Annotated in this window: 16 protein-coding genes and 1 riboswitch; of the genes, 9 read left to right on the top strand and 7 right to left on the bottom strand. The window is 67.1% G+C overall.

All coding sequences use genetic code 11. From position 1 onward, the window contains the following. Window positions 1-29 precede the first annotated feature (29 nt). The gene (locus EB835_RS16025) at window positions 30-383 is read right to left on the bottom strand and encodes an L-rhamnose mutarotase (RefSeq protein WP_135810456.1); all 354 of its coding nucleotides are present in this window, start codon (window positions 381-383) and stop codon (window positions 30-32) included. 1 nt (window position 384) lies between these two features. Beyond that, window positions 385-1,746 (bottom strand): MFS transporter, encoded by a 1,362-nt coding sequence (locus EB835_RS16020; RefSeq protein ID WP_205749961.1) that lies wholly within the window; start codon window positions 1,744-1,746, stop codon window positions 385-387. Between the two features lie 237 nt (window positions 1,747-1,983). On the opposite strand from EB835_RS16020, the gene EB835_RS16015 reads away from it, so the two are divergent. Further along, entirely contained in the window at window positions 1,984-2,991 is a 1,008-nt protein-coding gene (locus EB835_RS16015) for a LacI family DNA-binding transcriptional regulator (RefSeq protein ID WP_135810455.1), read from the top strand. A gap of 54 nt (window positions 2,992-3,045) precedes the next feature. Here EB835_RS16015 and EB835_RS16010 read toward each other — a convergent pair whose 3' ends face one another. Beyond that, complete coding sequence (locus EB835_RS16010) at window positions 3,046-4,047, bottom strand: asparaginase (protein WP_135810454.1); 1,002 nt, start codon at window positions 4,045-4,047, stop codon at window positions 3,046-3,048. 53 nt (window positions 4,048-4,100) lie between these two features. Here EB835_RS16010 and EB835_RS16005 point away from each other — a divergent pair, with 53 nt between their 5' ends. From EB835_RS16005 to poxB, 8 genes are all read left to right on the top strand, one after another. After that, a complete protein-coding gene (locus EB835_RS16005; RefSeq protein ID WP_135810453.1) occupies window positions 4,101-4,553 on the top strand; it encodes an MmcQ/YjbR family DNA-binding protein in 453 nt (150 codons plus the stop codon). Continuing rightward, entirely contained in the window at window positions 4,546-7,386 is a 2,841-nt protein-coding gene (locus tag EB835_RS16000) for a DEAD/DEAH box helicase family protein (RefSeq protein ID WP_135810452.1), read from the top strand. Before EB835_RS16005 ends, EB835_RS16000 begins: the two co-directional genes overlap by 8 nt. Window positions 7,387-7,431: 45 nt before the next feature. Further along, window positions 7,432-8,895: a DUF3375 domain-containing protein gene (locus tag EB835_RS15995; RefSeq protein ID WP_135810451.1), complete on the top strand. Its 1,464-nt coding sequence runs from the start codon at window positions 7,432-7,434 to the stop codon at window positions 8,893-8,895. Continuing rightward, complete coding sequence (locus EB835_RS15990) at window positions 8,892-9,734, top strand: DUF4194 domain-containing protein (protein WP_346763158.1); 843 nt, start codon at window positions 8,892-8,894, stop codon at window positions 9,732-9,734. Before EB835_RS15995 ends, EB835_RS15990 begins: the two co-directional genes overlap by 4 nt. After that, complete coding sequence (locus EB835_RS15985) at window positions 9,731-13,210, top strand: ATP-binding protein (protein WP_135810450.1); 3,480 nt, start codon at window positions 9,731-9,733, stop codon at window positions 13,208-13,210. The genes EB835_RS15990 and EB835_RS15985 overlap by 4 nt, the downstream gene beginning before the upstream one ends. After that, window positions 13,207-14,637: a Wadjet anti-phage system protein JetD domain-containing protein gene (locus EB835_RS15980; protein ID WP_135810449.1), complete on the top strand. Its 1,431-nt coding sequence runs from the start codon at window positions 13,207-13,209 to the stop codon at window positions 14,635-14,637. Before EB835_RS15985 ends, EB835_RS15980 begins: the two co-directional genes overlap by 4 nt. Then, the gene (locus EB835_RS15975) at window positions 14,624-15,790 is read left to right on the top strand and encodes an MFS transporter (RefSeq protein ID WP_240688793.1); all 1,167 of its coding nucleotides are present in this window, start codon (window positions 14,624-14,626) and stop codon (window positions 15,788-15,790) included. Before EB835_RS15980 ends, EB835_RS15975 begins: the two co-directional genes overlap by 14 nt. Window positions 15,791-16,134: 344 nt before the next feature. Then, a complete protein-coding gene (poxB, locus tag EB835_RS15970; protein WP_135810448.1) occupies window positions 16,135-17,850 on the top strand; it encodes a ubiquinone-dependent pyruvate dehydrogenase in 1,716 nt (571 codons plus the stop codon). 30 nt (window positions 17,851-17,880) lie between these two features. Here the strand turns inward: poxB and ribH are convergent, their stop codons facing one another. From ribH to ribD, 4 genes are all read right to left on the bottom strand, one after another. After that, window positions 17,881-18,351, bottom strand: a complete 471-nt coding sequence (gene ribH / locus EB835_RS15965) for a 6,7-dimethyl-8-ribityllumazine synthase (RefSeq protein ID WP_135810447.1) — start codon at window positions 18,349-18,351, stop codon at window positions 17,881-17,883. A 125-nt stretch (window positions 18,352-18,476) separates the two neighbouring features. After that, window positions 18,477-19,865: a 3,4-dihydroxy-2-butanone-4-phosphate synthase gene (gene ribB, locus EB835_RS15960; RefSeq protein ID WP_135810446.1), complete on the bottom strand. Its 1,389-nt coding sequence runs from the start codon at window positions 19,863-19,865 to the stop codon at window positions 18,477-18,479. Beyond that, on the bottom strand, window positions 19,858-20,586 hold the full coding sequence (locus EB835_RS15955) for a riboflavin synthase (RefSeq protein ID WP_135810445.1): 729 nt from the start codon (window positions 20,584-20,586) through the stop codon (window positions 19,858-19,860). The genes ribB and EB835_RS15955 overlap by 8 nt, the downstream gene beginning before the upstream one ends. 64 nt (window positions 20,587-20,650) lie before the next feature. Beyond that, entirely contained in the window at window positions 20,651-21,757 is a 1,107-nt protein-coding gene (gene ribD / locus EB835_RS15950; protein WP_240688792.1) for a bifunctional diaminohydroxyphosphoribosylaminopyrimidine deaminase/5-amino-6-(5-phosphoribosylamino)uracil reductase RibD, read from the bottom strand. A gap of 115 nt (window positions 21,758-21,872) precedes the next feature. Beyond that, a riboswitch (FMN riboswitch) is annotated at window positions 21,873-22,001 on the bottom strand. Between the last annotated feature and the right edge of the window lie 104 nt (window positions 22,002-22,105).

Genomic DNA, 22,105 nt, shown 5'->3' with positions numbered 1-22,105 from the left:
GTCGCGTGCTGCTGTGGTGAGCGTCGGAGTCATCCAGGCCCGTCGGTCGCGCGGACGGCGGCGAGCTGGTCTTCGAGGTGGAAGACCTCCCGCAGCCGTTCGGGGCCGGCGTCGAAGGAGCCTCCAGCGACAAAGAACGGTGACATCGATTCCTGCCAGGCCGCGTTGATCTCGGTCAGGTCCATGCCGTTCTGTGCGGCCTCGTAGTCCTCGGTCTCGAGATAGCCGATGACCATTCCTGTCGGATCCGCGAAGAGCGTGTAGTTGCGCCAACCTGTGGCTTCGAGTGCCTCGAGCATCTGCGGCCACACAGCGCGGTGGGCCGCGATGTACTCATCGAGTCGGGCCGGATCGACTTGCATGCGGAAGCACACACGCTCCATCTCAGGACTCCCTGACCGTGGTGGAGTCGGGGGAGCCCGCCGTGTCGGGTCCGTCGGTGCGAACATTGCCCGCGGCCACCTCGGTGGCGTGATCGGCGTCGAGGAGTCGACCGTAGCGTTCGATCTCGATCTCCTCGAGGGTCTTGTTCTGCGTGTTCGGGGCCCAGATCATGCCGATGAGCAGTGCGGCGACGAGGAGCCCGACGATGAGGAATCCGACCCCGTGGATGCCGGTCTTCTCGAGCATGAGTGGGAACCACAGGGAGAGGACGCCGACCATGACGCGCACGATCATGAACATGAAGCCCTGCGCAGATGCGCGATAGCGGGTGGCGAACAGCTCGGCAGCCCACAGTCCGTAGAAGGCCTGAGCGCCCAGGCCGGACGAGATGCCCCAGCCGATGGCGAAGACCAGCAGCGAGAACCAACCGGCCGGTCCCCAGATGAGCACGGCCCAAGCGATGATTCCGAGACCGGCGCCGAAGCCGTAGAGCCACCTGCGCGAGACCCGATCGCCGTAGCGCATGAAGCCGAAGAAGGTCGCTGCGCTGGTCAGACCCCAGACGAGGACCTGCAGGAGGTACTGGGAGCGGGCGTCGGTGAGTCCGGTGGCTTCGTAGATGCGGGGCTGGAAGATTCCGGCCTGCCCGGCCACGGTGTTCCAGAGTCCGTAGACGCCGATGAGGAAGAGGAGCGCGGTGATGTTCTTCTTCTTGGTGAACATCTCGAAGATGCCGCGGTAGGTGCCCACGGTGTTCGGATTCGCGTGCTTTTCCTTCCAGCGTCGCGATTCGCTCAGTCCGCGGCGGACCCACCACGTGATGAAGGCGATGACGAAGAGGTGGGCGAAGATGATCCGAGAGCCGAGCAGACCCATGGGCTCGAGCAGAGCCGCCAGGAGGAAGCCGATCATCGGTCCGATCGACCACGCCAACTGAGCCACGCCGACATGGCCGGCGCGACGGCCGTCGGGGGCCTCCTCGGCGATATAGGTCCACGCGGCGGTGACACCGGCGCCGACGGCGATGCCGGTGAGGACGAAACCGATGAGCAGCGAGGCGAAGTTGAACGCGAAGACTGCGAACAGCGTGCCGAACATGTACAGCAGAAGGTCATAGGTGTAGATGAACTTGCGACCGTAGCGGTCGCAGAGCGGACCGCCTATAGCTGCGCCGATCGCGGCGCCGAAGGCGTTGGCGCTCAAGGCGCTGAGCAGACCGACGGCCATGCTGTCGAGGCCGAATTCGGTCTGCCACAGGCCGATGCTCGTGGCGATCGCGATGATCGAACCGGCCTCGATGTAGTTCGACATGGCCACGGCGACCGTGGCCTTCCATTTGGACGACGTCGTTGTGCCCTGCATAGGTTCCTCCGGGGGTTGATCGGGGTCGCGACTCCGCGATGCCGACATCTGATTGAAACGTTTCAATCATGTTGCTGGGAACATTAGCATGTCATCAGGGTCACATCAAGACGGTGCCGAGCAGCGGCGACGGTCAAGCGCGGAGGGACGGACCAAAACGATTCGCGTCAGGCACAATGAGACATGCCCCCGGCCGCGGCGTCGGAGGGTTCGGACTACTGATCGCAGAGGAGACTCATGGCGAAGGTGAGTATGCGCGAGGTCGCCGACCGCGCCGGAGTCTCGGTCGGCACCGTGTCGCATGTTGTCAACGGATCCTCGAAGGTCGCCGAGGCGACGGCGGCCAAGGTCAACGCCGCCATCGAGGAACTCGGCTTTGTTCGCAATGCCGCCGCCCGGCAGCTGCGTTCGGGGCACAGCAGCAGTCTCGGTCTCGTTGTGCTCGACACCTCGAACCCGTTCTTCGCCTCCGTCGCGCACGGTGCTCGGCAGGCCTGTGATGAAGCCGGCTTGGCTCTGCTCATCGGGGACTCGGGGACAGATGAGCAGCGAGAGGGGAAATACCTCGACCTCTTCGCCGAACAGCGAGTCAACGGACTGCTCGTGACCCCGACCGGCTCCGACCTGTCGCGGCTCGAATCGATTGCGGCCCGGGGCACTCCTGTCATGCTCGTCGACCGTGACTCGAACGGCTACGCTCTGTCCTCGGTGACGGTGGACAATATCGCCGGCGGACGGATGGCGCTCGATCACATCATTGCCGGAGGATGCAGGCGGCCGGCTTTCATCGGGGGACCGCAGTCACTGCCGCAGGTGGCAGATCGACTGGCCGGTGCCACAGAGAGAGCGCTCGAGGCAGGGCTTGAGCTGCCGGTTCACAGCACCCCGGAACTGACGATCCTGGCCGGACGCGATGCAGGTGAGAAGGTCGTCGGTCTGCCTGCCGACCAGCGGCCCGATGCAGTCTTCTGCGCCAATGACCTGCTGGCAGTCGGGTTCATGCAGGCGGTCATCATGTTCAGCGATCTGAGCATTCCCGATGACATCGCGATCCTCGGCTATGACGATATCGACTATGCGTTCTCAACGATCGTGCCGATGACATCGGTCCGCCAGCCGGCCGCCCTGCTCGGGCGCACCGCGGTGGAAACGCTTCTGCAGGAGAACGCATCGGCCTCAGACGCTCATCACGATCGTCGGTTCACACCCGAGCTCGTGGTGCGGGGATCCACTCGGCCGGTGTGAGCCGGAACTGCGTCGGAGGCCGGACCCGGGCGAAGCGGGTCGAGCAGGTGTGGCCTACGCGAAGCGGGCGAACACCTCGGCGGGGGTCAGGCCGAAGCTCAGCGCCAGGGTGAGCACGATGCGGGCCTTGCGGGCATCGAGGATGCCTGCGGGGATGAGTCCGGCCTTGAGCAGGCCGATCTCTCCACCGGGATAGCCGTAGGTCCGGTGCAGGCTCACACCTGAACCCGTGCGGGAGGCGAGGACCACCGGCATGGCATCTGCCAGGCGGGTCACCGCGGGCAGGAGGTCCTCGGGGACGTGTCCGCCGCCGACTCCGGAGAGCACTGCGCCGTCGAATCCGGATCCTGCGATGAGATCGAGGGTCTCTGCCGGCTCACCCATCCCCACCTCGGCGAGGGCGACCTTCGCCAGCTGATCGGGACGGGGCAGTCCCGCGAAGGGCGATGTCGGTGTCTGGGGCGCGTGCGGAAGGTGGAGATCGTCCTCGCTCAGCCAGCCGATCGCACCGAGGACGGGCCCCGAAGAGAACGCTGCCGTCGAGGTCGTGTGCGACTTCGTGACGAACCTCGGATCGTGCACCTCGTCATTGAACACGAAAGTCGCGGGCAGGTCGCTGACCTTGACGGACAGCGCAGTGAGTGCGGCGGACCTGACATTCGCGGGCCCATCGGCACCGGGCAGGGTCGGATTGCGCATGGCCCCGGTGACGGCGATGTGGGTGCCCGAATCATTGAGCAGCCAGAGCCCGAAGGCCGACTCCTCGAGGGTGTCGGTGCCCTGCGTGAGCACGATTCCGTCTGCCGCGCTCGTGCGGGCGAGTGCGACGACGTCGAAGAGCATCCCTAGGGTGACGTTCGCGCTCGAGACCTGAGCGACCTGCGTGAAATCGGCCTGGAGATTCGGCCACACCCGATCGAGACCGGCGGCTGCAGCGATCTCTGCACCGCTGAGTGCGGGAGCCACCCCGCCGGAAGCATCGGCAGTCGAGGCGATGGTGCCGCCGAGCGCGGCGAGCAGCAGGTGAGGAGCGGTCTGCGAAGAGGTCTCAGGCATGATTCGAGTCTATCGTCAGGTCTCGAGTCAGTGCCGTTTGCTAACCTCCACGCATGGAACCCGATACAGTGCTCCTTCTGGCCGATGAGCAGGCCATGCAGTACCCTTCGGTTGAGATCGACCACCCGTTCGGTCCGGACAATGCCGTCTACAAGGTGCGCGGGAAGATGTTCATGATGGCCTTCGAGCTGCGCGGGACCCCGAGCCTCAATCTCAAGATCGACCCCCTCGACGGTGAGGTGCTGCGTGACGCCTATGCGGAGATCTCTCCCGGCTATCACATGAACAAGAAGCACTGGGTCACCGTCACAGGGGCAGCGATCCACACCGTGCCCGACGGTGAACATGGTGCTGATGACGATGTGAGTCACCGCGACCGTGACCGGCTGGACCCGGACCTTCTCCACGACCTCGTTCTCGAGTCCTACTGTCTTGTCGTGGCGAAGATGCCGAAAAAAGATCGACCCGTTGACCCGGACACCTTCGGTGGGCGCGGCGATGGCTGAGAACGTGCGGGAGACGACGGCGACCCGGCCATCACTGCGTCGTCACCAGGGAGAAGCACTCGCGACCCTGCGTGAGGGGACGGATGTCGACGAGCGCCGGTCGTGGATCGTTCTGCCGCCGGGCGCTGGAAAGACCCGTGTCGGGATCGAGTACGCGACTCATCTGCTCGACCGGAACCTCGTCGAACGCGTCGTGGCCTTCGCCCCGAATACGGCGATCCAAGGTCAGTGGGCCAAGGTATGGGACCGCCTCGGCGGGGGTCGTCCTCCTGCCGGACATACACGTGATCTCACCGAGACCTTCACCGCCCTGACCTATCAGTCCCTGGCCGTCTTCGACGCGGATCGGGAACCGGAGGACGACCGTGCTGCCGGGAGCCAGCACAGCCTGCTCGACTCCCTGGCCCCCGGCGGTCGGGCCCTCGTCGACAACCTCGTCGCAGCCGGTCCGATGCTGCTCATCCTCGACGAATGCCACCACCTGCTCGAAGTCTGGGGGCGCCTGCTGTCAGACCTGCTCGCATTGCTGCCCGACATCTGGGTGCTCGGACTCACCGCCACCCCACCGGCGACGATGTCGAACAGACAGCGTGAACTCGTCACCGACCTCTTTTCCGCCATCCGCTACTCCGCGTCCATCCCCGCACTCGTCAAAGAAGGCGACCTCGTCCCCTTCGCGGACCTCGTCTGGGTGACCGAACCCACTCGACAGGAACAGGACTGGCTCGCAGCGCAGGCAGAACGGCACTCCGAGTTCATCACCGGCATCCTCGACCCTGACCAGGGAACGATCGGTCTGCTCGAATGGGTGGACCGACGTTTCCTCGGCGACCGTGCCGAATCGGTGAGCTGGCAGACCATGAGCCGGCAGCGCCCCGAGCTCTGTGATGCGGCGCTGCGCCTCCACCACGCCGATCTGCTTCGCCTGCCGCCCGGAGCCCGACCCGGCGAACAGCACCGCCGAGACCCCGATCCCGACGATTGGGCCCGACTCGTCGAAGACTGGATGCGCCACCACCTGCTCGTCTCCGATGCCCCATCTGACCAGGACCTCGCCGAGGAGATCCGACGCCGACTGCCCGCGATCGGCCACCGCTGGAGCCGCCATGGAATCATCGCCGGCCGATCCCCGACCGATCGGGTCCTGTCCCACTCGGCGTCGAAGCCGAGCGCCTGCGTCGACATCGTCTCCGCCGAAGCCGCAACTCTGGGAGATCACCTGCGGATGCTCGTCCTCTGCGATTTCGAGTCCGCGACCGCGACCTTGGCCGCCGACGTCCGCGACGTCCTCGACGAACGGTCCGGATCCGCACTCCTGACCTTGGAGACCTTGGCCGCCGACGCCCAGACGGCACGTCTGCACCCGCTGCTCGTCTCCGGGCGCACCGTCGCGGGAGAACCGGGTGTCCTGCGCGCGCTGATCGACCACATCGCCGTCGACGATGCGGATCTGGCCGCCCGACTGAGCGTCACCGATCCCGTCGCCGGGATCAGCCGCGTCGACGGGCGCTGGACGAGCCGTGACTGGGTGCCGTACGTGACCTCGTTCTTCATCTCCGGGTCGGCGCAGGTGCTCATCGGCACCCGGGCGCTTCTCGGGGAGGGATGGGACGCGCCGGCCGTGACCGGACTCATCGACCTCACCAGCGCGACCACCCCGACCGCTGTGACGCAGACCCGCGGCCGGGCGCTGCGCGAGGACCCGAAGTGGGCGGACAAGGTCGCATTGAACTGGACCGTCGTGTGCATCAGCCCGGACCACCCGCGCGGAGGCCAGGATTGGAGCCGCCTCGTCCGCAAACACGACGGCTTCTTCGGCACTGACTCAAGCGGTGAGATCGTCGACGGCGTCGCCCATATCGATCCCGCATTCTCACCGTTCCACCCGCCCGAGGACGATATCGACGCCATCAATGCGCGCATGACCCGCAGGTCCCAATCCCGCGCCGAGGTGGCCGAACGGTGGAATGTCGGCGCCGACTATCGAGACGAAGAGCTGCGATCCGTGCGCATCGTCGCCGCCGGCACCGACCGTGCCGTGCCCGAGGGCGCTCGCACCGGGACGGCCTCCGACAGCACCGATGGTGCCGAAGGCGAGGGCATCATCCCGATGCCGCGGCACGCCGACGGCGACCCCGGCGCGATCCTTCCCTTCACTGTGCGCGCTCCGGTCGTCATCGTGTGGGCAGCGGTGGGACTCCTCATACTCACGGCGGCAATGCTGAGCGGCGGAGCCGCAGCCTGGGTCTTCGGCCTCATCGCCGCCGGTCTGCTGGTGAGTCTGCCGGTGCTTCTCGCCGTGGCCGGCGGCCGCAGACAACACGTCTACGGTGCCGCCCCGACCGTTGCACAGATCGCCGGTGCCCTCGCCGAGGCGCTTCACACCCTCGAACTGAGCAGCGCCGGTGCCGACGCCGTCCGGATGGCGATCGACTCACACGGTGACCTGCGGTGCCACCTCGATGCGGATCCCGCCTCGGCGGAGGTCTTCGCCCTCGCCCTCGACGAAGCGGTGTCACCGATCGGCGATCCGCGGTATCTGCTGCCGTGCTGGCGACTGCCGAGCCACGTTCACGGGCTGTGCGGTTGGTGGACCCGAATGCGGTGGGGGATCGCCGCCGCCCAGGAAGACGCACCGATCTGGGTGGGTGTGCCTACTGTGCTGGGGACGAAGAAGGACCGTGCGATGGTCTTCGCCGCAGCCTGGGACACATGGATCGGAGGAGGCGATCCCGTCTACACCCGCAATCCCGATGGAGCCGGTGTCCTCGTGGCCGTGCGTGGAGGCGATCCCTGGGGGCTGACCTCAGTGCTGCGCATGCGCTGGCGTTGAACGCGGAATTGGCGCACACCCGCCCGGGCGCAGAGAATAGTGCGTATGTCCGCCCTGTCATCCGCGCTCGCCTACCGGCGCCTGCTCGAGTCGAATGCCACCCTGCGCATGCTCCGGGCCGACAACCTCGCCGTCATGGCCGGAACCCTCGACACCCACCTGGGCCGCCCGGGAACCCGGATGAACACCGAGGACCTGCACGAGAGCATCGACGCCGACCTCGAAGAGCTGCGCGACCATTTCGACCTCTCGCTGCGCACCGCGAAGGCCTACTGCGATGACTGGCGGCGCGCCGAGATCCTCGTCCGCCGTCCCGCCACCTCGGCCAGAGGCGAGACCTACGAACTCTCCGCCGCCGGCTTCGACGCCATCCGCATGCTCGAACAGCTGCGCACCCCACCGCAGACCGCCACCGAATCCCGGCTGGTCAGCCTCGCCCAGTCCGTGCACCAGCTGGCCATCGACACCGACCCGGACAGCTCCCGCCGACTGGCCGCCCTGCGCGCCGAACGCGACCGCATCGACGCCGAGATCGCACGGGTCCGCCGCGGCGATCCGCGCTCAGTCGTCCTCGACCGCAGGCGGGCGAACGAACGCGTCTCCGACATCCTCCAGCAGGCCCAGGGGCTGCCGGCCGACTTCGCTCGCGTGCGCGCCCGCTTCGAAGAGCTCAACCAGGAACTGCGGATCTCGATCCTCGCCGCCGAGGACTCCCAGTCCCAGGTCCTCGACGAGGTCTTCCGCGGCGTCGACCTCATCGAATCCTCCGATGAGGGCCGCACCTTCGCAGCCTTCTCCGCGCTCGTGCGCGACCCCGAACAGTCCGCGGCCTTCGACGACGACATCGCCGCCATCCTCGACCGCGACTTCTCCGCCACCCTGTCGCTGGCCACCCGCCGGTCCCTGCGCACCCTGATGCGGCAGATGAAGGACGGCTCCCACGAGGTCTCGGACATCCTCACCGAATTCGCCCGGGGCCTGCGCCGCTACGTCCACTCCCACGAATTCCAACGCGACCGCGTCATGCGCACCCTCCTCCAAGAGGGCCTGGCCGCGGCAGCACCGGTGTCTCAGGAACTCAAACCCTACGACGAGATCGGCATCGACCTCGAACTCTCGAGCGTGTCCCTGGGCAGCGTCGGCGAAGTCATCCTCCATGACCCCGAGGAGTTCAACGCCGGTGACGAACTCGGCGAGGCCGCCGAATCCGAGATCGACTTCGCCGAACTCATCGCCGTCGCCCGCGAGTCCGAAATCGACTTCGCTGAGCTGACCGAGAACATCAACTCCGTCGTCACGAGTTCCCACGAGGCCTCCGTCGCTGAAGTGCTCGAGACCTTCCCCGCCACCCAAGGCCTGGCCAGCGTCGTCGGGCTGCTGTCCCTGGCCAGCACCTACGGTCACGTCGACGTCGGCAACCGCGAAATCCTCACCTGGTCCGGCGTCGACGGCATCGCCCGCACCGCCACGATCCGACGCCACTACTTCACCGAAGGCATCACCCTATGAGCCCCACCGACCACACCGAACCCACCGCCGAGGCGACCGCCCGGACCGGTGCCCACCCGACCTCACCGGCCGGTGACGGCAGGGCACTCGCCGAGGTGGGGGCCGCCTCGGCGAGGGAATCCGCCGATTTCGGGGACGGTGTCGACCACAACCCGTCCGGACTGTGGTCCGGTGACACCGGGACCCTGGGGGAGCGGACCCGGCGAGTGCTGCTCGAACTGCTCAAGGGACCTTATGTCTCCGGGGTGCAGAGCCCGCAGCTGTGGACGGCGCTCGTGGCCGACGAAGGGCTCGTGCGCTCACGCCTGCACGACCTGTTCCTCGACCTCGTCATCGACCGTGTCGACGAGTTCGCGTTCACCCGCAAGATCGTCACCGACGAGATCGATGCCCCGGCCGCGGTGCGCAGCGAACGGCTGACCTTCCTCGACACTGCGATGCTGCTGGTGCTGCGGCAGCTGCTGCTCGCCGCACCCGGTGAGAAGCGTGTCATCGTCGACCGTGAGGAGGTCTACGAGAGGCTCGCGATCTACCGCACCGGCGACGAATCGACGTTCCAGCGCAACCTCAACGGCGCGTGGTCGCGGATGAGCAACCGGCTGCGCGTGCTGCACAAGGCCGGCGAGGATCGGTTCGAGATCTCACCGATGGTGAAGTTCCTCATCGACGAGGACCGAGTGCGTGAACTCATCGCCGTCTACGAACGCATCGCCGCAGGTGAGACCGATGCCGGTGAGGGTCTCGGTGATGCTGGTGAAGGCGACGCCGATGCCGGCGATGGTGCTGTGGGCGATTCCGGCGCCGGCGCGGAGGCTGACACACAGGAGGACGACGCGTGACCGAAGCACTCTTCCCGCTCGACGCGGCCTTCGTCGCTGATCAGGCGCGCGCCCGCGGGGCGAATCGTCCCGATGTCGGCAGCCAGTGGCGGCTGAGCGAGATCCAGATCGCGAACTGGGGCACCTTCGATGCGGATATCCACCGCATCCCCGTCTCCCACAAGGGCCACCTCATCACCGGGCCCTCCGGCTCGGGCAAGTCGTCCCTCCTCGACGGCATCGCAGCCGTCCTCACCCCGGACAAGTGGCTGCGCTTCAACGTCGCCGCCCAGACCGCCGGTGCCAGGCTCGACCAGCGCAGCCTCGTCAGCTACGTCCGCGGTGCCTGGACCCGGACCGCCGACACCGAGGAGGACAGGGTCGTCAGCAAATACCTGCGACCCCGCGCCACCTGGTCGGGCATCATCCTCCGCTACGACAACGGCACCGACCGCCCACTGTCCCTGGCGCGGCTCTTCTTCATCAAGGGCTCGGGCACGAAGGCGACGGATCTCTCCGACGCCTGCGTTCTCGAGCGCACGGACCTCGACCTCGCCGATCTTCAGCACTATGCCCGGTCCGGGCTCGAGACCCGCAAACTCAAGGCCGACCATCCTGATGCTGTCGTCACCTCGAACGGCCACCACGGGAAGTTCTATGCGCGGATGCGCAAGACCTTCGGCATGGCCGACGAATCCGCCCTCCAGCTGCTGCACAAGACGCAGTCGGCGAAGAGTCTCGACAGCCTCGACCGGCTCTTCCGCGACCACATGCTCGAGACCCCGGTGACCTTCGACCTCGCCGAGACCGCGGTCGCCCAGTTCGGTGACCTCAAGGACGCTCATGACCATGTCGTTCAGCTGCGCAAACAGCGTGACCATCTGCTCCAGCTGCGTGAAGCCGCTTCCCGCTTCGAGACCGCCAATGACGTTGCCGCGAAGTCGATTGCGCTCAGCGAAGCCCTGCTGCCGTTTCAGAAGCGGCGCGAGCTCGATATCCTCCGCTCCGACCTGTCAGCGCTGACGCGGCAGATCGTCGAACTCGAAGTCACCGCCGATCGGGCGGGGCGCGACTACGCCGCCGCCGTCGACGAATACGACTTGGCCAGGCGGGCGACTCTTGAGCTCGGCGGCTCCGAGGCCGAACACCTGCAGCAGCGCATCGACACCGCCGAGACCGAACGCCGTGCCATCGCCGAACGCTGGTCGGGGCTGGCCCGACAGCTCGAGCAGGCCGGGATCGAGCACGCCCCGACCACGGCCGCGGAATTCGCCGAACTCCAGGCCCAGATCGCATCCAGCCTCGACGACGACACCCAGGTCGCCGGACCCAGTCATGCCGACCACGACCGGTTCTCGCAGGCGCGTGCTCGCGTCCGTGACCTCGAGGGCGAAATCGAATCTCTGCGCCGGTCCGGTTCGACCGTGCCGAACAACCTCATGGCGATCAGAGCCGAACTCGCCGCCGGCACCGGTCTGAGCGAGAAGGCTCTGCCGTTCGCCGCCGAACTCATCGAAGTCGACCCGGCCGAGGCCCGGTGGACCGGAGCCATCGAACGCGTGCTGCGTCCGATCGCACTGACCGTCCTCGTCCGCTCGGAGAATCTTTCGGCGGTGCGCACCTGGGTCGACGCCCACCGCATCCGCGGGCGCCTCGTCTTCGAGGAGATCCCGCACCAGGTGCCGAGCCCACGCCCCGTCGGCAGCGAGAAGTCACTGGTCAACAAAGTCCACGTCTCCGACACGGGGTTCGGCGACTGGGTCCGGTCCACGCTGTCCGAACGCTTCGACTTCGCCTGCGTCGACCATCCTGACGAACTCGACGACCACCCGCGCGCCGTCACCGTCAAAGGCCAGGTCAAGACCTCACGCACGCGGTACGAAAAAGACGACCGGCGCGCCATCGACGACCGCAGCCAATGGGTCCTCGGCGACCGGGAAGCCAAACTCGAAGCGCTCGTCGAATCCCTCAAGGAAGCGCAGAAGGAGCTCACGGAGGCCGAGCGGATCGTTGCTGCCGCCGACGCCGAGACCGCACAGGCCCACCGCCGTCGCGGCATCCTCGCCGGCATCCGCGAACAGTCCTGGCGCGACGTCGACCGCGACGGTGCTGCCGAGAAGGTTGCGTCACTGGAACGTCAGCTGTCCGAACTCGAAGACGCCGACGGCGATCTGCAGCAGGCGATCGGTGCCGAACGTGAGGCGAAGGCGGTCAAGGACTCGGCCGAGACCGCCCGGTCCGAGGCCGACTATGCCTTGCGTCGGGCGAACGAGGAATCGACGGGGCTGCGCTCGAACATCACCCGGATCGAGGATGACGTCAACGCCGGTCGCGTCGCCGAGGTGGAGGGCCACCTCGGCGAGGAATTGGATGCGCGGTTCCGGAAGATCCAACGCAGCATCAAGCGGGAGAACCTCGCCGAGGTGGGCCAGCAGGTCTCGCAGGTGCTGCAGGAAGAGAAGGACCGGGCGCAGGCCGAGGCGAGCCGTGCCGGTCAGTCCGTGACCCGGTTGGCCGCCGAGTTCAAGGCCGCATGGCCATCGGTGTCGTCCCAGCTCACTGCTGAGGTAGACGATCGTCGGGCGTATCTGGCGATGCTCGATGAGATCGAGGCTCACGGTCTGCCCGATCACGAGAACCGGTTCCGGGAGCTGCTCCAACAGCGGTCGCGAGACCTCATCGGTGAGCTGCTCAACGAGATCCACGCGGCCCCGCGCGAGATCGAGGACCGGGTCGCGCCGATCAACTCCTCGCTGCTGCGCTCGCAGTTCGACGAGGACCGGTACCTGCGGCTGAAGGTCAAGACCCGCCGGTCGGAGACCGTCAACGCCTTCATCGCCGATCTGCGTTTCGTCGCCGCCGGCAGCTGGGGCGAGGACGATATGGAGACCGCGGAGAAGAAGTACGACACCCTGGCCGAGGTGATGCGCCGATTCGCCTCCAGCGAGCACGTCGACAAGGTCTGGAAGACCCAGTGCCTGGACACGCGTCTGCATGTGAGCTTCCTCGCCGAGGAGATCGACGACCATGGGCGTGCGCATGCGACCTACGATTCGGGCGCGGCGATGTCCGGCGGGCAGCAGCAGAAGCTCGTGATCTTCTGCCTGGCCGCGGCCCTGCGCTATCAGCTGGCCGACCCGGACGAAGCGATCTCGAAGTACGGCACGATCATCCTCGACGAAGCCTTCGACAAGGCCGATACGCGGTACACGCGGATGGCGCTCGACATCTTCATCGAGTTCGGCTTCCACATGGTGCTCGCAACTCCGCAGAAGCTGCTGCAGACGATCGAACCCTATGTGGGTGCGGCGACGTCGATCGAGAACCCGAGCCGGCAGAAGACCCTGACCTCGACGATGGTGTGGGACGAATCGGAGCGCGGGGACAGTTCCGACGGGGCCGGCGCGGAAGGTGACAGCGCCGATAGCGCGGACGGTGATGCGGATGAGGCCGACTCGTCCGTCGAACTCGAATTCGAGGAGCCTGAGGGCCGATGACCATGCTCTCCGTCGCCGAGGCCCGAGCGAAGGTGCGGGGTCGCCTGACCTCGTCGATGGCTGCGTGGGCGGCGGAGTCAGTCGGTCAGGTGCGACTCGAGATCGCGCTGAAAGCGCCGACGGAGAAGCAGGTTCTGGCCGATCAGGGTGCCGCCGCCGACTGGGCCGCGAGTTGGCGGGCCGTTGAGTCGAAGATTGTCGGGGAGGGGACTGGGGCGGTTTCCCCGAAGCCGAAGTCTCATGCAGATTCAGGTGCGTTTCCGGGACTCGAGATCGATTGGGAAGAGCGCAACTGGGCGCGCATCGGCCGTCAACGCGTTCCCATCCGACTGCGCTTGACTACACCCGACGAGGTGGCCGCCTTCGTCGGCGGCGACACTGCCCGCGAGTGGCGGAGACTGCGCGACCGCGCCGCCGCGATCCGGCACCAGTTCGAGGGCAGAGTTGAGGTTTCGGTCGGCGACGCGGGACCAGAAGGGGATTCTACCGGCGACCCTCTTGCCGCTGCCGTCCGGTCACAGGCCAAGCGGATACTCGGGCTCAGCGACGCGGAGTTCGATACCGTCATCGCCGTCGTCGATTGGCTGCGCGGCCACCGGCTCGGTTCGCTGCGACCCCGGCAGCTGCCGATTCGCGGAGTCGACTCAAAATGGTTCGAAACCCACCGCAGCCTCGTCACCGCACTGCTCGCCGGAATCGGGCACGCCGATGCGGTGAGCGTCCTCGATGCCGAACCGCGACTGCGCCTGCGCATCCTTGACCCGGCGCTGTTCCCTGCCGCAGGTCCAAGCGCCATCGCGGTCTCAGGTACCGTGGCCGTCCCCGCACCGACCAACGTCTCCTCCGACGGGCTCGCCGACATCACCGCACCGATCTCCCAGCTGGGCGGGCTGCCGCTGTCCCCGAAGTTTGTCTTCGTCTTCGAGAACCTCGAATCGGTGCTCGCCATGCCGAGCTGGCCATCGGCCGTGGCCGTCCACGGATCCGGCTACGCCGTCGACCAAGTGGCTCGCCTCGGCTGGATCGCCGGCGCCCGCATCATCTACTGGGGCGATCTCGACTCACACGGTTTCGCAATCCTCAACCGCCTGCGCAGCCACCTTCCCAGGGTCGAATCCGTGCTCATGGACGAAGTGACGCTGCTCGCGCACAAAGACCTGTGGGTGCCCGAACCGAAGCCGAGCACGGGTACCTTCGCCGATCTCACCGGCTCCGAAACGCGCACTCTCGACCGCATCCGTGCTGAAGGCGACGTCCGTCTCGAACAGGAGCGGATCCCTTGGGAGACGGCGCTGAGCCGTCTGCAGATCGCGGTCGACGATATGACGGCGGGCCACCTCGGCGAGGAAGAACGTCGCCGGGATGATGACGACGGTGATACCGGGTCGTCGGGCCACCTCGGCGAAGGACCTGATGATCACCGATAGGCCGCGCGGGGGACTGGCTGCACTGTGCCTGGCCGAACTGGTCTGCTGGGGTCTGCTCTACTATTCGCTGCCGGTGGCGGTCACGCCGATCTCGGCGGACATGGGGTGGAGCCACACGACGGTCACGGCCGCGCTGACGGTCGGACTCATAGTCTCTGCGCTGGTGGGGCCGGCGGTCGGGCGGATGCTCGACGACCACGGACCGCGGCTGATCATGGGCACGGGCACGCTCATCGGCGTCGTGGCCCTTGGGCTCGTCGCGGTCGCACCGAACCTCTTCGTCTTCTTCGCCGCCTGGATCCTTGCCGGCTTCGCCCAGGCCGCGACCCTCTACCCGCCGGCCTTCGCCGTCATCACCCGCTGGTACGGGTCGGAGCGGACGAAGCCGCTGACGACGATCACGCTCGTCGGCGGACTCGCCTCGACCGTGTTCGCCCCGGTCATCGCCTGGCTCATCGAGGCACTCGGCTGGCGGGGAACCTATGGCGTCCTCGCCGGGCTGCTCGCGGTCCTCGCACTGCCGATGCACCTGTTCTTCCTCAATCGGATATGGACCGACGAGGAGGCCGCGTCCACGGTGAAACCGAGCCGGGCCGAACTGCGCCAGGTCACCCGTCACCCGCGCTTCATCACCCTTCAGGTCGCCGTCGCGATCGCCACGTTCGCCCTCTTCGCCGTGACGATCAACATCATCCCGCTCATCATCGAACGCGGGGCCGGATACAGTCTGGCCGCCATCGCACTCGGACTCGTCGGCTTCGGACAAGTGGCCGGACGATTCGGCTACCCGAGCCTCGAACGACACTCCTCGACACGAGCACGCACGGTCATCCTCTTCGCCGCCGGCGCGGTGGGGCTGTGGCTGCTCGCCTTCGTCCCGGGACCGGTCTGGCTGCTCATCGGCATCGCCATGGTCACCGGTGGAGTGCGCGGATGCATGACGCTGCTGCAGGCCACCGCAGTCTCCGACCGGTGGGGGACGAAGAACTTCGGGGCCATCAACGGTGTCTTCGTCGCCCCGATCACCGCGGGCACGGCACTGGCTCCGGTGGCGGGTCCGGCATTGGCCGGGGTGCTCGGCGGGTACCCGATGATGGCGGTGGCCATGGCGGGGCTGCTCACTCTGGCGACGCTGCTCTCGGCACGGACGTGAATGCGCGCTCAGATCTGACAAGCCAGTTGCCACATCGGCCGAACGTGTAAAGAAGACGACGAATTCTTTACACGTCGCGGAGATACGGAAAATCGCTTGTCATGTTCTTCAGGGCCGATCAAGTGCAGTTGCAGACGTGCCTCGGCGGTTCCGCTGCTGTTCCGGCGCACCACCTCGGTGAGGATGCTCCCACCTATTCCCGCAGACGAGGGTGAGGAATCGGACAGCCTCGGTGCAGGTGTGCGGGGCTAGACTGAAGGCGCGGTCAAGGCCCCGCATCGGGGCAGCCCCTGCCGGGATCCGCGTCAGCGCCCCGGCGCCCATGTTTCAACGGAAGGAAGTCAATGCCCACCGTCGCCAGAAACATCGTCGATACCCTTGTCGCCAGCGGAGTCCAGCGGGTCTACGGCATTCCGGGAGATTCGCTCAACGGATTCACCGATGCGCTCCGCGTGAACCCGCAGCTCGAGTGGGTGCATGTCCGCCACGAAGAAGCCGCGTCCTTCGCAGCCAGCGGCGAGGCCGCCCTGACCGGTGAGCTCGCGGTCTGCGCCGGCAGCTGCGGCCCCGGCAATCTCCACCTCATCAACGGGCTCTTCGACGCGCAGCGCTCGCGGGTTCCCGTTCTGGCCATCGCCGCCCAGATTCCCAGTGACGAGATCGGCTCGAACTACTTCCAGGAGACCCACCCGACCGAGCTGTTCCGCGATTGCAGCGTCTACGTCGAGAACGTGTCCTCGGCCGAACAGATGCCCCGCCTGCTGCGCATCGCCATGCGCGAGGCGATCGAGAAGCGCGGAGTCGCCGTCCTCGTCATCCCCGGTGACATCGGACTGACAGACATCGATGCCGCCGCCGAGGAGGTCAGGGCCTACCCGTCGCATATGATTCCCGCGGATTCCCAGGTCGAAGCCGCGGCCAAGGCGCTCAACAAGGGAAAGAAGACGACGATCCTCGCCGGTGCCGGTACCGCGGGCGCCCATGATGAGCTGCTCGCCATCGCCGAGAAGCTCCAGGCCCCGATCGTCCATTCGCTGCGGGGCAAGGAGTTCGTCGAATACGACAATCCCTATGACGTGGGGATGACCGGTCTGCTCGGATTCTCCTCCGGCTACGCGGCGCTCAAGGACTGCGACACCCTCCTCATGCTCGGCACCGACCTGCCCTACCAGCAGTTCTACCCAGAGGATGCCACCGTCATCCAAGTCGATGTGCGCGGTTCACAGATCGGTAGGCGCACGAAGGTCGACATTCCGCTCGTCGGAACGGTCGCCGACACCGTCGAGGCGCTGCTGCCGAAGATCAGATCCAACCGCAGCAGCACTCATCTGAAGTCCTTGACCAAGCATTATCAGAAGACCCGCAAGGACCTCGACGAACTGGCCACACCGTCGAAGCGGACGATCCACCCGCAGTATCTGACCCGCCTCATCGACGAGATGGCCGATGACGACGCGGTCTTCATCCCCGACGTCGGATCACCAGTGGTGTGGGCGGCCCGCTACCTGAGCATGAACGGAAAGCGCCGCCTCATCGGATCCTTCAGCCACGGGTCGATGGCCAACGCCCTGCCCCAGAGCGTCGGCGTACAGTCGGCGTTCGAGGACCGGCAGACCATTGCGCTCGCCGGCGACGGCGGACTGGCCATGCTGCTCGGTGAGCTCATCACGCTCACGCAGAACAAACTGCCGGTCAAGACGGTCGTATACAACAACTCCTCGCTCAACTTCGTCGAACTCGAGATGAAGGCGGCAGGCTTCGTCACGTTCGGCACGGACCTCGACAACCCCGACTTCTCCACCATCGCCGAGGCGGTCGGGATCAAGGGGTTCCGCGTCGAGAAGTCCAAGGACCTGCCGAAGGTGGTGCGTGAGTTCCTCGCCTACCCGGGTGCTGCGGTGCTCGACGTGGTCACCGAGCGCCAGGAGCTGTCGATGCCGCCGTCGATCACCGTCGAGCAGGCCAAGGGCTTCGCCCTCTACGCCATCCGCACGGTGCTCTCGGGCAAGGGCGACGAACTCATCGACCTCGCCCGGACGAACCTCCGCCAGCTCTTCTGACGTCGGCCCGGGGCCAGCCGCTCGTCCCGCTCAGCTCTGCCCATAAGGCGCCAGGGCCTGGGCGGTGACGAGGGCGGCGGTCATCGCCTCATGCCCCTTGTCCTCCTGTGAGCCTTCTAGTCCGGCCCGGTCGATGCCCTGCTGTTCGGTGTCGCAGGTGAGCACGCCGAAGCCCACGGGCTTGCCGGAGTCGATGGCCACACGGCTCAGACCGTCGGTGGCCGCTTGGCAGACGTAGTCGAAGTGCGGGGTGCCGCCGCGGACGACGACGCCGAGAGCGACGATCGCGTCGAAGTGCGGTGCCAAGCGGGCGGCGGCGACGGGCAGCTCGAAGCTGCCGGGCACGCGGACGAGGGTGGCGTCGGCTCCGGCCTCGGCGGCGGCGCGCTGGGCTCCGTCGACGAGGCCGTCCATGATCTGGGTGTGCCAGGAGGCGGCGACGACGGCGACGCGCAGGTCAGCGGCATCGACGGCGAGTTCTGGTGCTCCGGAATGAGCCATGGGTAGATCCTTTGTTCGGGGCTCCGCAGAGCCGAAATGGTACGTGGTAGGAATGCTGTGCTGCCGCCCCCGTGGGCCGAGCCGGCAGCGCTGTGAGTTCAGCGGGCGACGTTGCAGCCGCAATCTCAGCTGGCGACGGCTCCGGCGGTGCTCGCGCCCGTGCCGGACGTGCCTGTGACCTCCGGCAGCGAGAGCACATGGTGCATGCGTTCGCGCTTCGTGGCCAGGTAGTGCGTGTTCTCCGGCCGGGCCGCGACCTCGAGCGGAACCACCGCTTCGACCGTGATGCCCAGCGCCTCGAGGGCGGAGGTCTTCGCCGGATTGTTCGTGAGCAGGCGGATCCGTGTCAGCCCGATCTCGCGCAGAATCGTCGCTGCGGCCCGGTAGTCGCGGGCGTCGTCGGTGAATCCCAGGTCTCTGTTCGCATCGACGGTGTCTCGCCCCTGGTCCTGCAGTGCGTAGGCGCGCAGCTTGTTGCTCAGTCCGATTCCCCGCCCTTCGTGCCCGGTCAGGTAGAGCACCGCTCCGCCGTGTTCGGCGATGAGGTCGAGCGCCAGGTCGAGCTGCTCACCGCAGTCACACCGGTGCGAACCGAAGACGTCCCCGGTCAGGCATTCCGAATGCAGTCGCACGAGAGGTGCGGGACCGTCGGTCTCGGAATCCGGGGATCCCCCGAATACGCCGAGGTGGTCATGCCCGTTGATCGTGAACGCGCGGGCGCGCAGGCTGCCGTGCTCTGATGGGAGGGCAACTTCCACCGTCGCCTCGAACGAGGCGGCCTCGTCCGGTGCGCGGTCGGCGATCACCGACGCGGCCGCCTCGGTGGCGGAATCATCCACGGTTGGCGACGCGGCCGAAGTCACGGTCTCGGACGACGCACCCGCATCCCGCTCTTCCAAGTACTCGATGAGCTGCTCGATCGAGACCATGACCAGCCCCTGAGCGTCAGCGAAGTCCCGGACCGCGTCGAAGCGCATCATCGATCCGTCGTCGTAGACCACCTCGCCGATCATCGCCACCGGCTGTGCACCGGCCAAGCGCGCGAACTCCACTCCCGCCTCGGTGTGGCCGGGGCGTTCGCGGACTCCGCCGTCCTTCGCGATGAGCGGGAACACGTGACCGGGCCGCGATATCGCCGCCGGGTCCGGGTCGGCGGCGGCGAGCACACGACCGGTCTGAGCGCGTTCGGCGGCGCTGATTCCGGTGGTCCCTCCCACTGCGTCGCAGCTGACGGTGTACGCGGTGCCCTTCGGGTCTTCGTTGTCGGTGACCATCGGCGGCAGGTGCATGGCGGCGGCGCGGTCGGCGGTCATGGGTGCGCAGATGACGCCCGAAGTGTGCCGGACGAAGAAGCCCATCGTCGCGGCATCGGCGAATTCGGCGGCCATGATGAGGTCGCCCTCGTTCTCCCGGTCCTCGTCATCGACGACGAGGATGGGCCGGCCCGCGGCGAAGGCGGAGATGGCTGCGTCGATGGGATCGAGGCGGCTGGCGTGAGCGATGGGATCAGTCATGATCGACTCCTTGCTGGGTGCTGTTCGGAAAGGATGACCCCGCCGAGGTGGGGCTCGAGTCGGTGGGGACCGCGTCGCTGGCGGCAGCGACGTTGCGGTCGGAGGTGCGGAAGGACAGCAGGCGGGCGGTGTACTTCGCGAGCACATCGACCTCGATGTTCACGGCCGCTCCGACCGGCAATTCGCCGAAGGTCGTGTGTGTCAGGGTGGCCGGAATGAGCCCGACCTCCACCCACGCCGAGGAATCGCTCGGTTCGGACACGGCCGTCAGGGTCAGGGACACCCCATTGAGGGCGATCGAGCCTTTGACCGCGGTCAGCGGGGCGAGTTCGCTCGGGATCCCGATGCGCAGGGTCGACCAGTCGGGGCGGTCGATGCGGTCGAGGAGTTCGCCGCGGCCGTCGACATGGCCCTGGACGACATGACCGTCGAAGCGCCCAGAGGCGGGAGTGCAGCGCTCCAGGTTGACTCGGTCACCCGTGGCCAAGGTGCCGAGACCGGTCAGGCGCAGGGTCTCGCCCATGACCTCGGCGGTGAAGAGCCCCGGCCGTTGTGCGGCCGGCCGCCGCGTCGAAGTCAGGCAGACTCCGTTCACGGCCAGCGAGCCGCCGAGGTCGAGGTCGGCGACGAGCTGGCCGGCATCGATGGTGATCGCGGCCGAATCGTTCGTGTGCTCGATGGACTCGACGGTGCCGAGACCTTCGATGATTCCGGTGAACATGTGCCTCCAAAGTGCTTAGGCGGTGGTCGGTGGTTGCTGGGGGACTGCGGTGAGCGGAGCAGTTTCAGTTCCCCGGCGGCGCGGACCCGCCGGGCTCTTCGGAGCAGTCTGGTTCCAGATCCTCGGTCACGAAGTGCAGCAGGAAGTCCGGGCCGAGCTGCGACAACGCCGGCGTCTCCGCGTCGTCGGGCACCAGCCGCAGCGCGTCCCCGAGGGTGCGGATGTCCAGACCTTCGACACTGCTGCGCCCGGGGCCGATGAGCATCGGGGCCTGATAGCAGAAGACTTCGTCGACGATTCCGGCGGCCAAGAACGCGCCCAGCACGGTTGGCCCACCTTCGACGAGAAGGTGCCGGACTCCTGCCGCGTGCAGCTGGTCCACAGCGTCCCCGACGTCGTGGGTGCGCAGATGAAGAGTGTTCGGGTTGAGGGCGAGGAATGACGTCACCGGCAGATCGGAGGTGCCCATCACGACGGGCCGGGGCTGATCGTCCAGGGCGATTCCGTCACGGCCCCGGGCGTTGAGGCGCGGGTCGTCGGCCAGCGCCGTACCGGTGCCGACGAGGATGGCGTCCACCCGGGATCGGATCTCATGGGCATGCGTCCGCGACTGCTCAGAGGTGATCCATTGACTGGTGCCGTCGGCCGCGGCGACGACACCGTCGAGGCTCTGCGCGATCTTCACCGTGACGAACGGGCGCGCCTCGGCCGTGGACCGGACCCAGCGGGCGTTGAGTGCGCGGGAGTCCTGCCCGTGCAGTCCCGAGCGGACCGTGAGTCCCGCCTCGGCGAGGGTGTCCCCACCGCCTGCGGCCAGCGGGTTCGGGTCCGGGGAGGCGAAGACGACGGAGGGGATTTCGGCGGCGATGATCGCCTCGGTGCAGGGGCCGGTTCGGCCGTGGTGGGCGCAGGGTTCGAGCGTGACGAACAGCGTCGAGGTGGTGAGATCGATGTGGAGGTCGTGGGCAGTGGTGATGGCGTCCACCTCGGCGTGGGGTGTTCCCGCACCTCCGTGGTGACCGGTCACGATCTGCCCGTCGGCGGTCAGGATTGCCGCACCCACCAGCGGGTTCGCTCCGCGAAATCCTTCGCGGGCGGCGTTGAGGGCGGCGGTCATCGCCGCGGATTCGAGTTCGGTGAACTCCGCTGCGTCACTGAGCTGTGCGCCCATGAAAAAACCTCCCGAGCCTTCGCCGGGAGGGAGGATATTGCGGGTGCAACCATCAGGGCGTCTCGGTTGCGTGCGACGGTGCGGTCGAATGCACCGAAACACAGCGGCCGAGGCCGCCATGCTCCTCCCATCCAGACTCTGACTGTCGGTTTCGGAATTTCACCGAATCAACCGCCTGCACGAATGCGAGCGGGTCGCGGACTCTGACCGCCGGTACGGAATTTCACCGTCCCCGGAACATGTGAGGCCAGGTTAGCACGACCATCACCGAGGCGGCCGTGAAGTTCGTCACACAGCGACATCTTCGCGGGACGAGGGGGAGGGCGGCACCGCGGGCAGGGCGAGGGG

This window comes from Brevibacterium sp. S22, from assembly GCF_004745485.1.
Lineage (GTDB): Bacteria > Actinomycetota > Actinomycetes > Actinomycetales > Brevibacteriaceae > Brevibacterium.
This window is presented reverse-complemented; position numbering and strand designations above follow the sequence as displayed.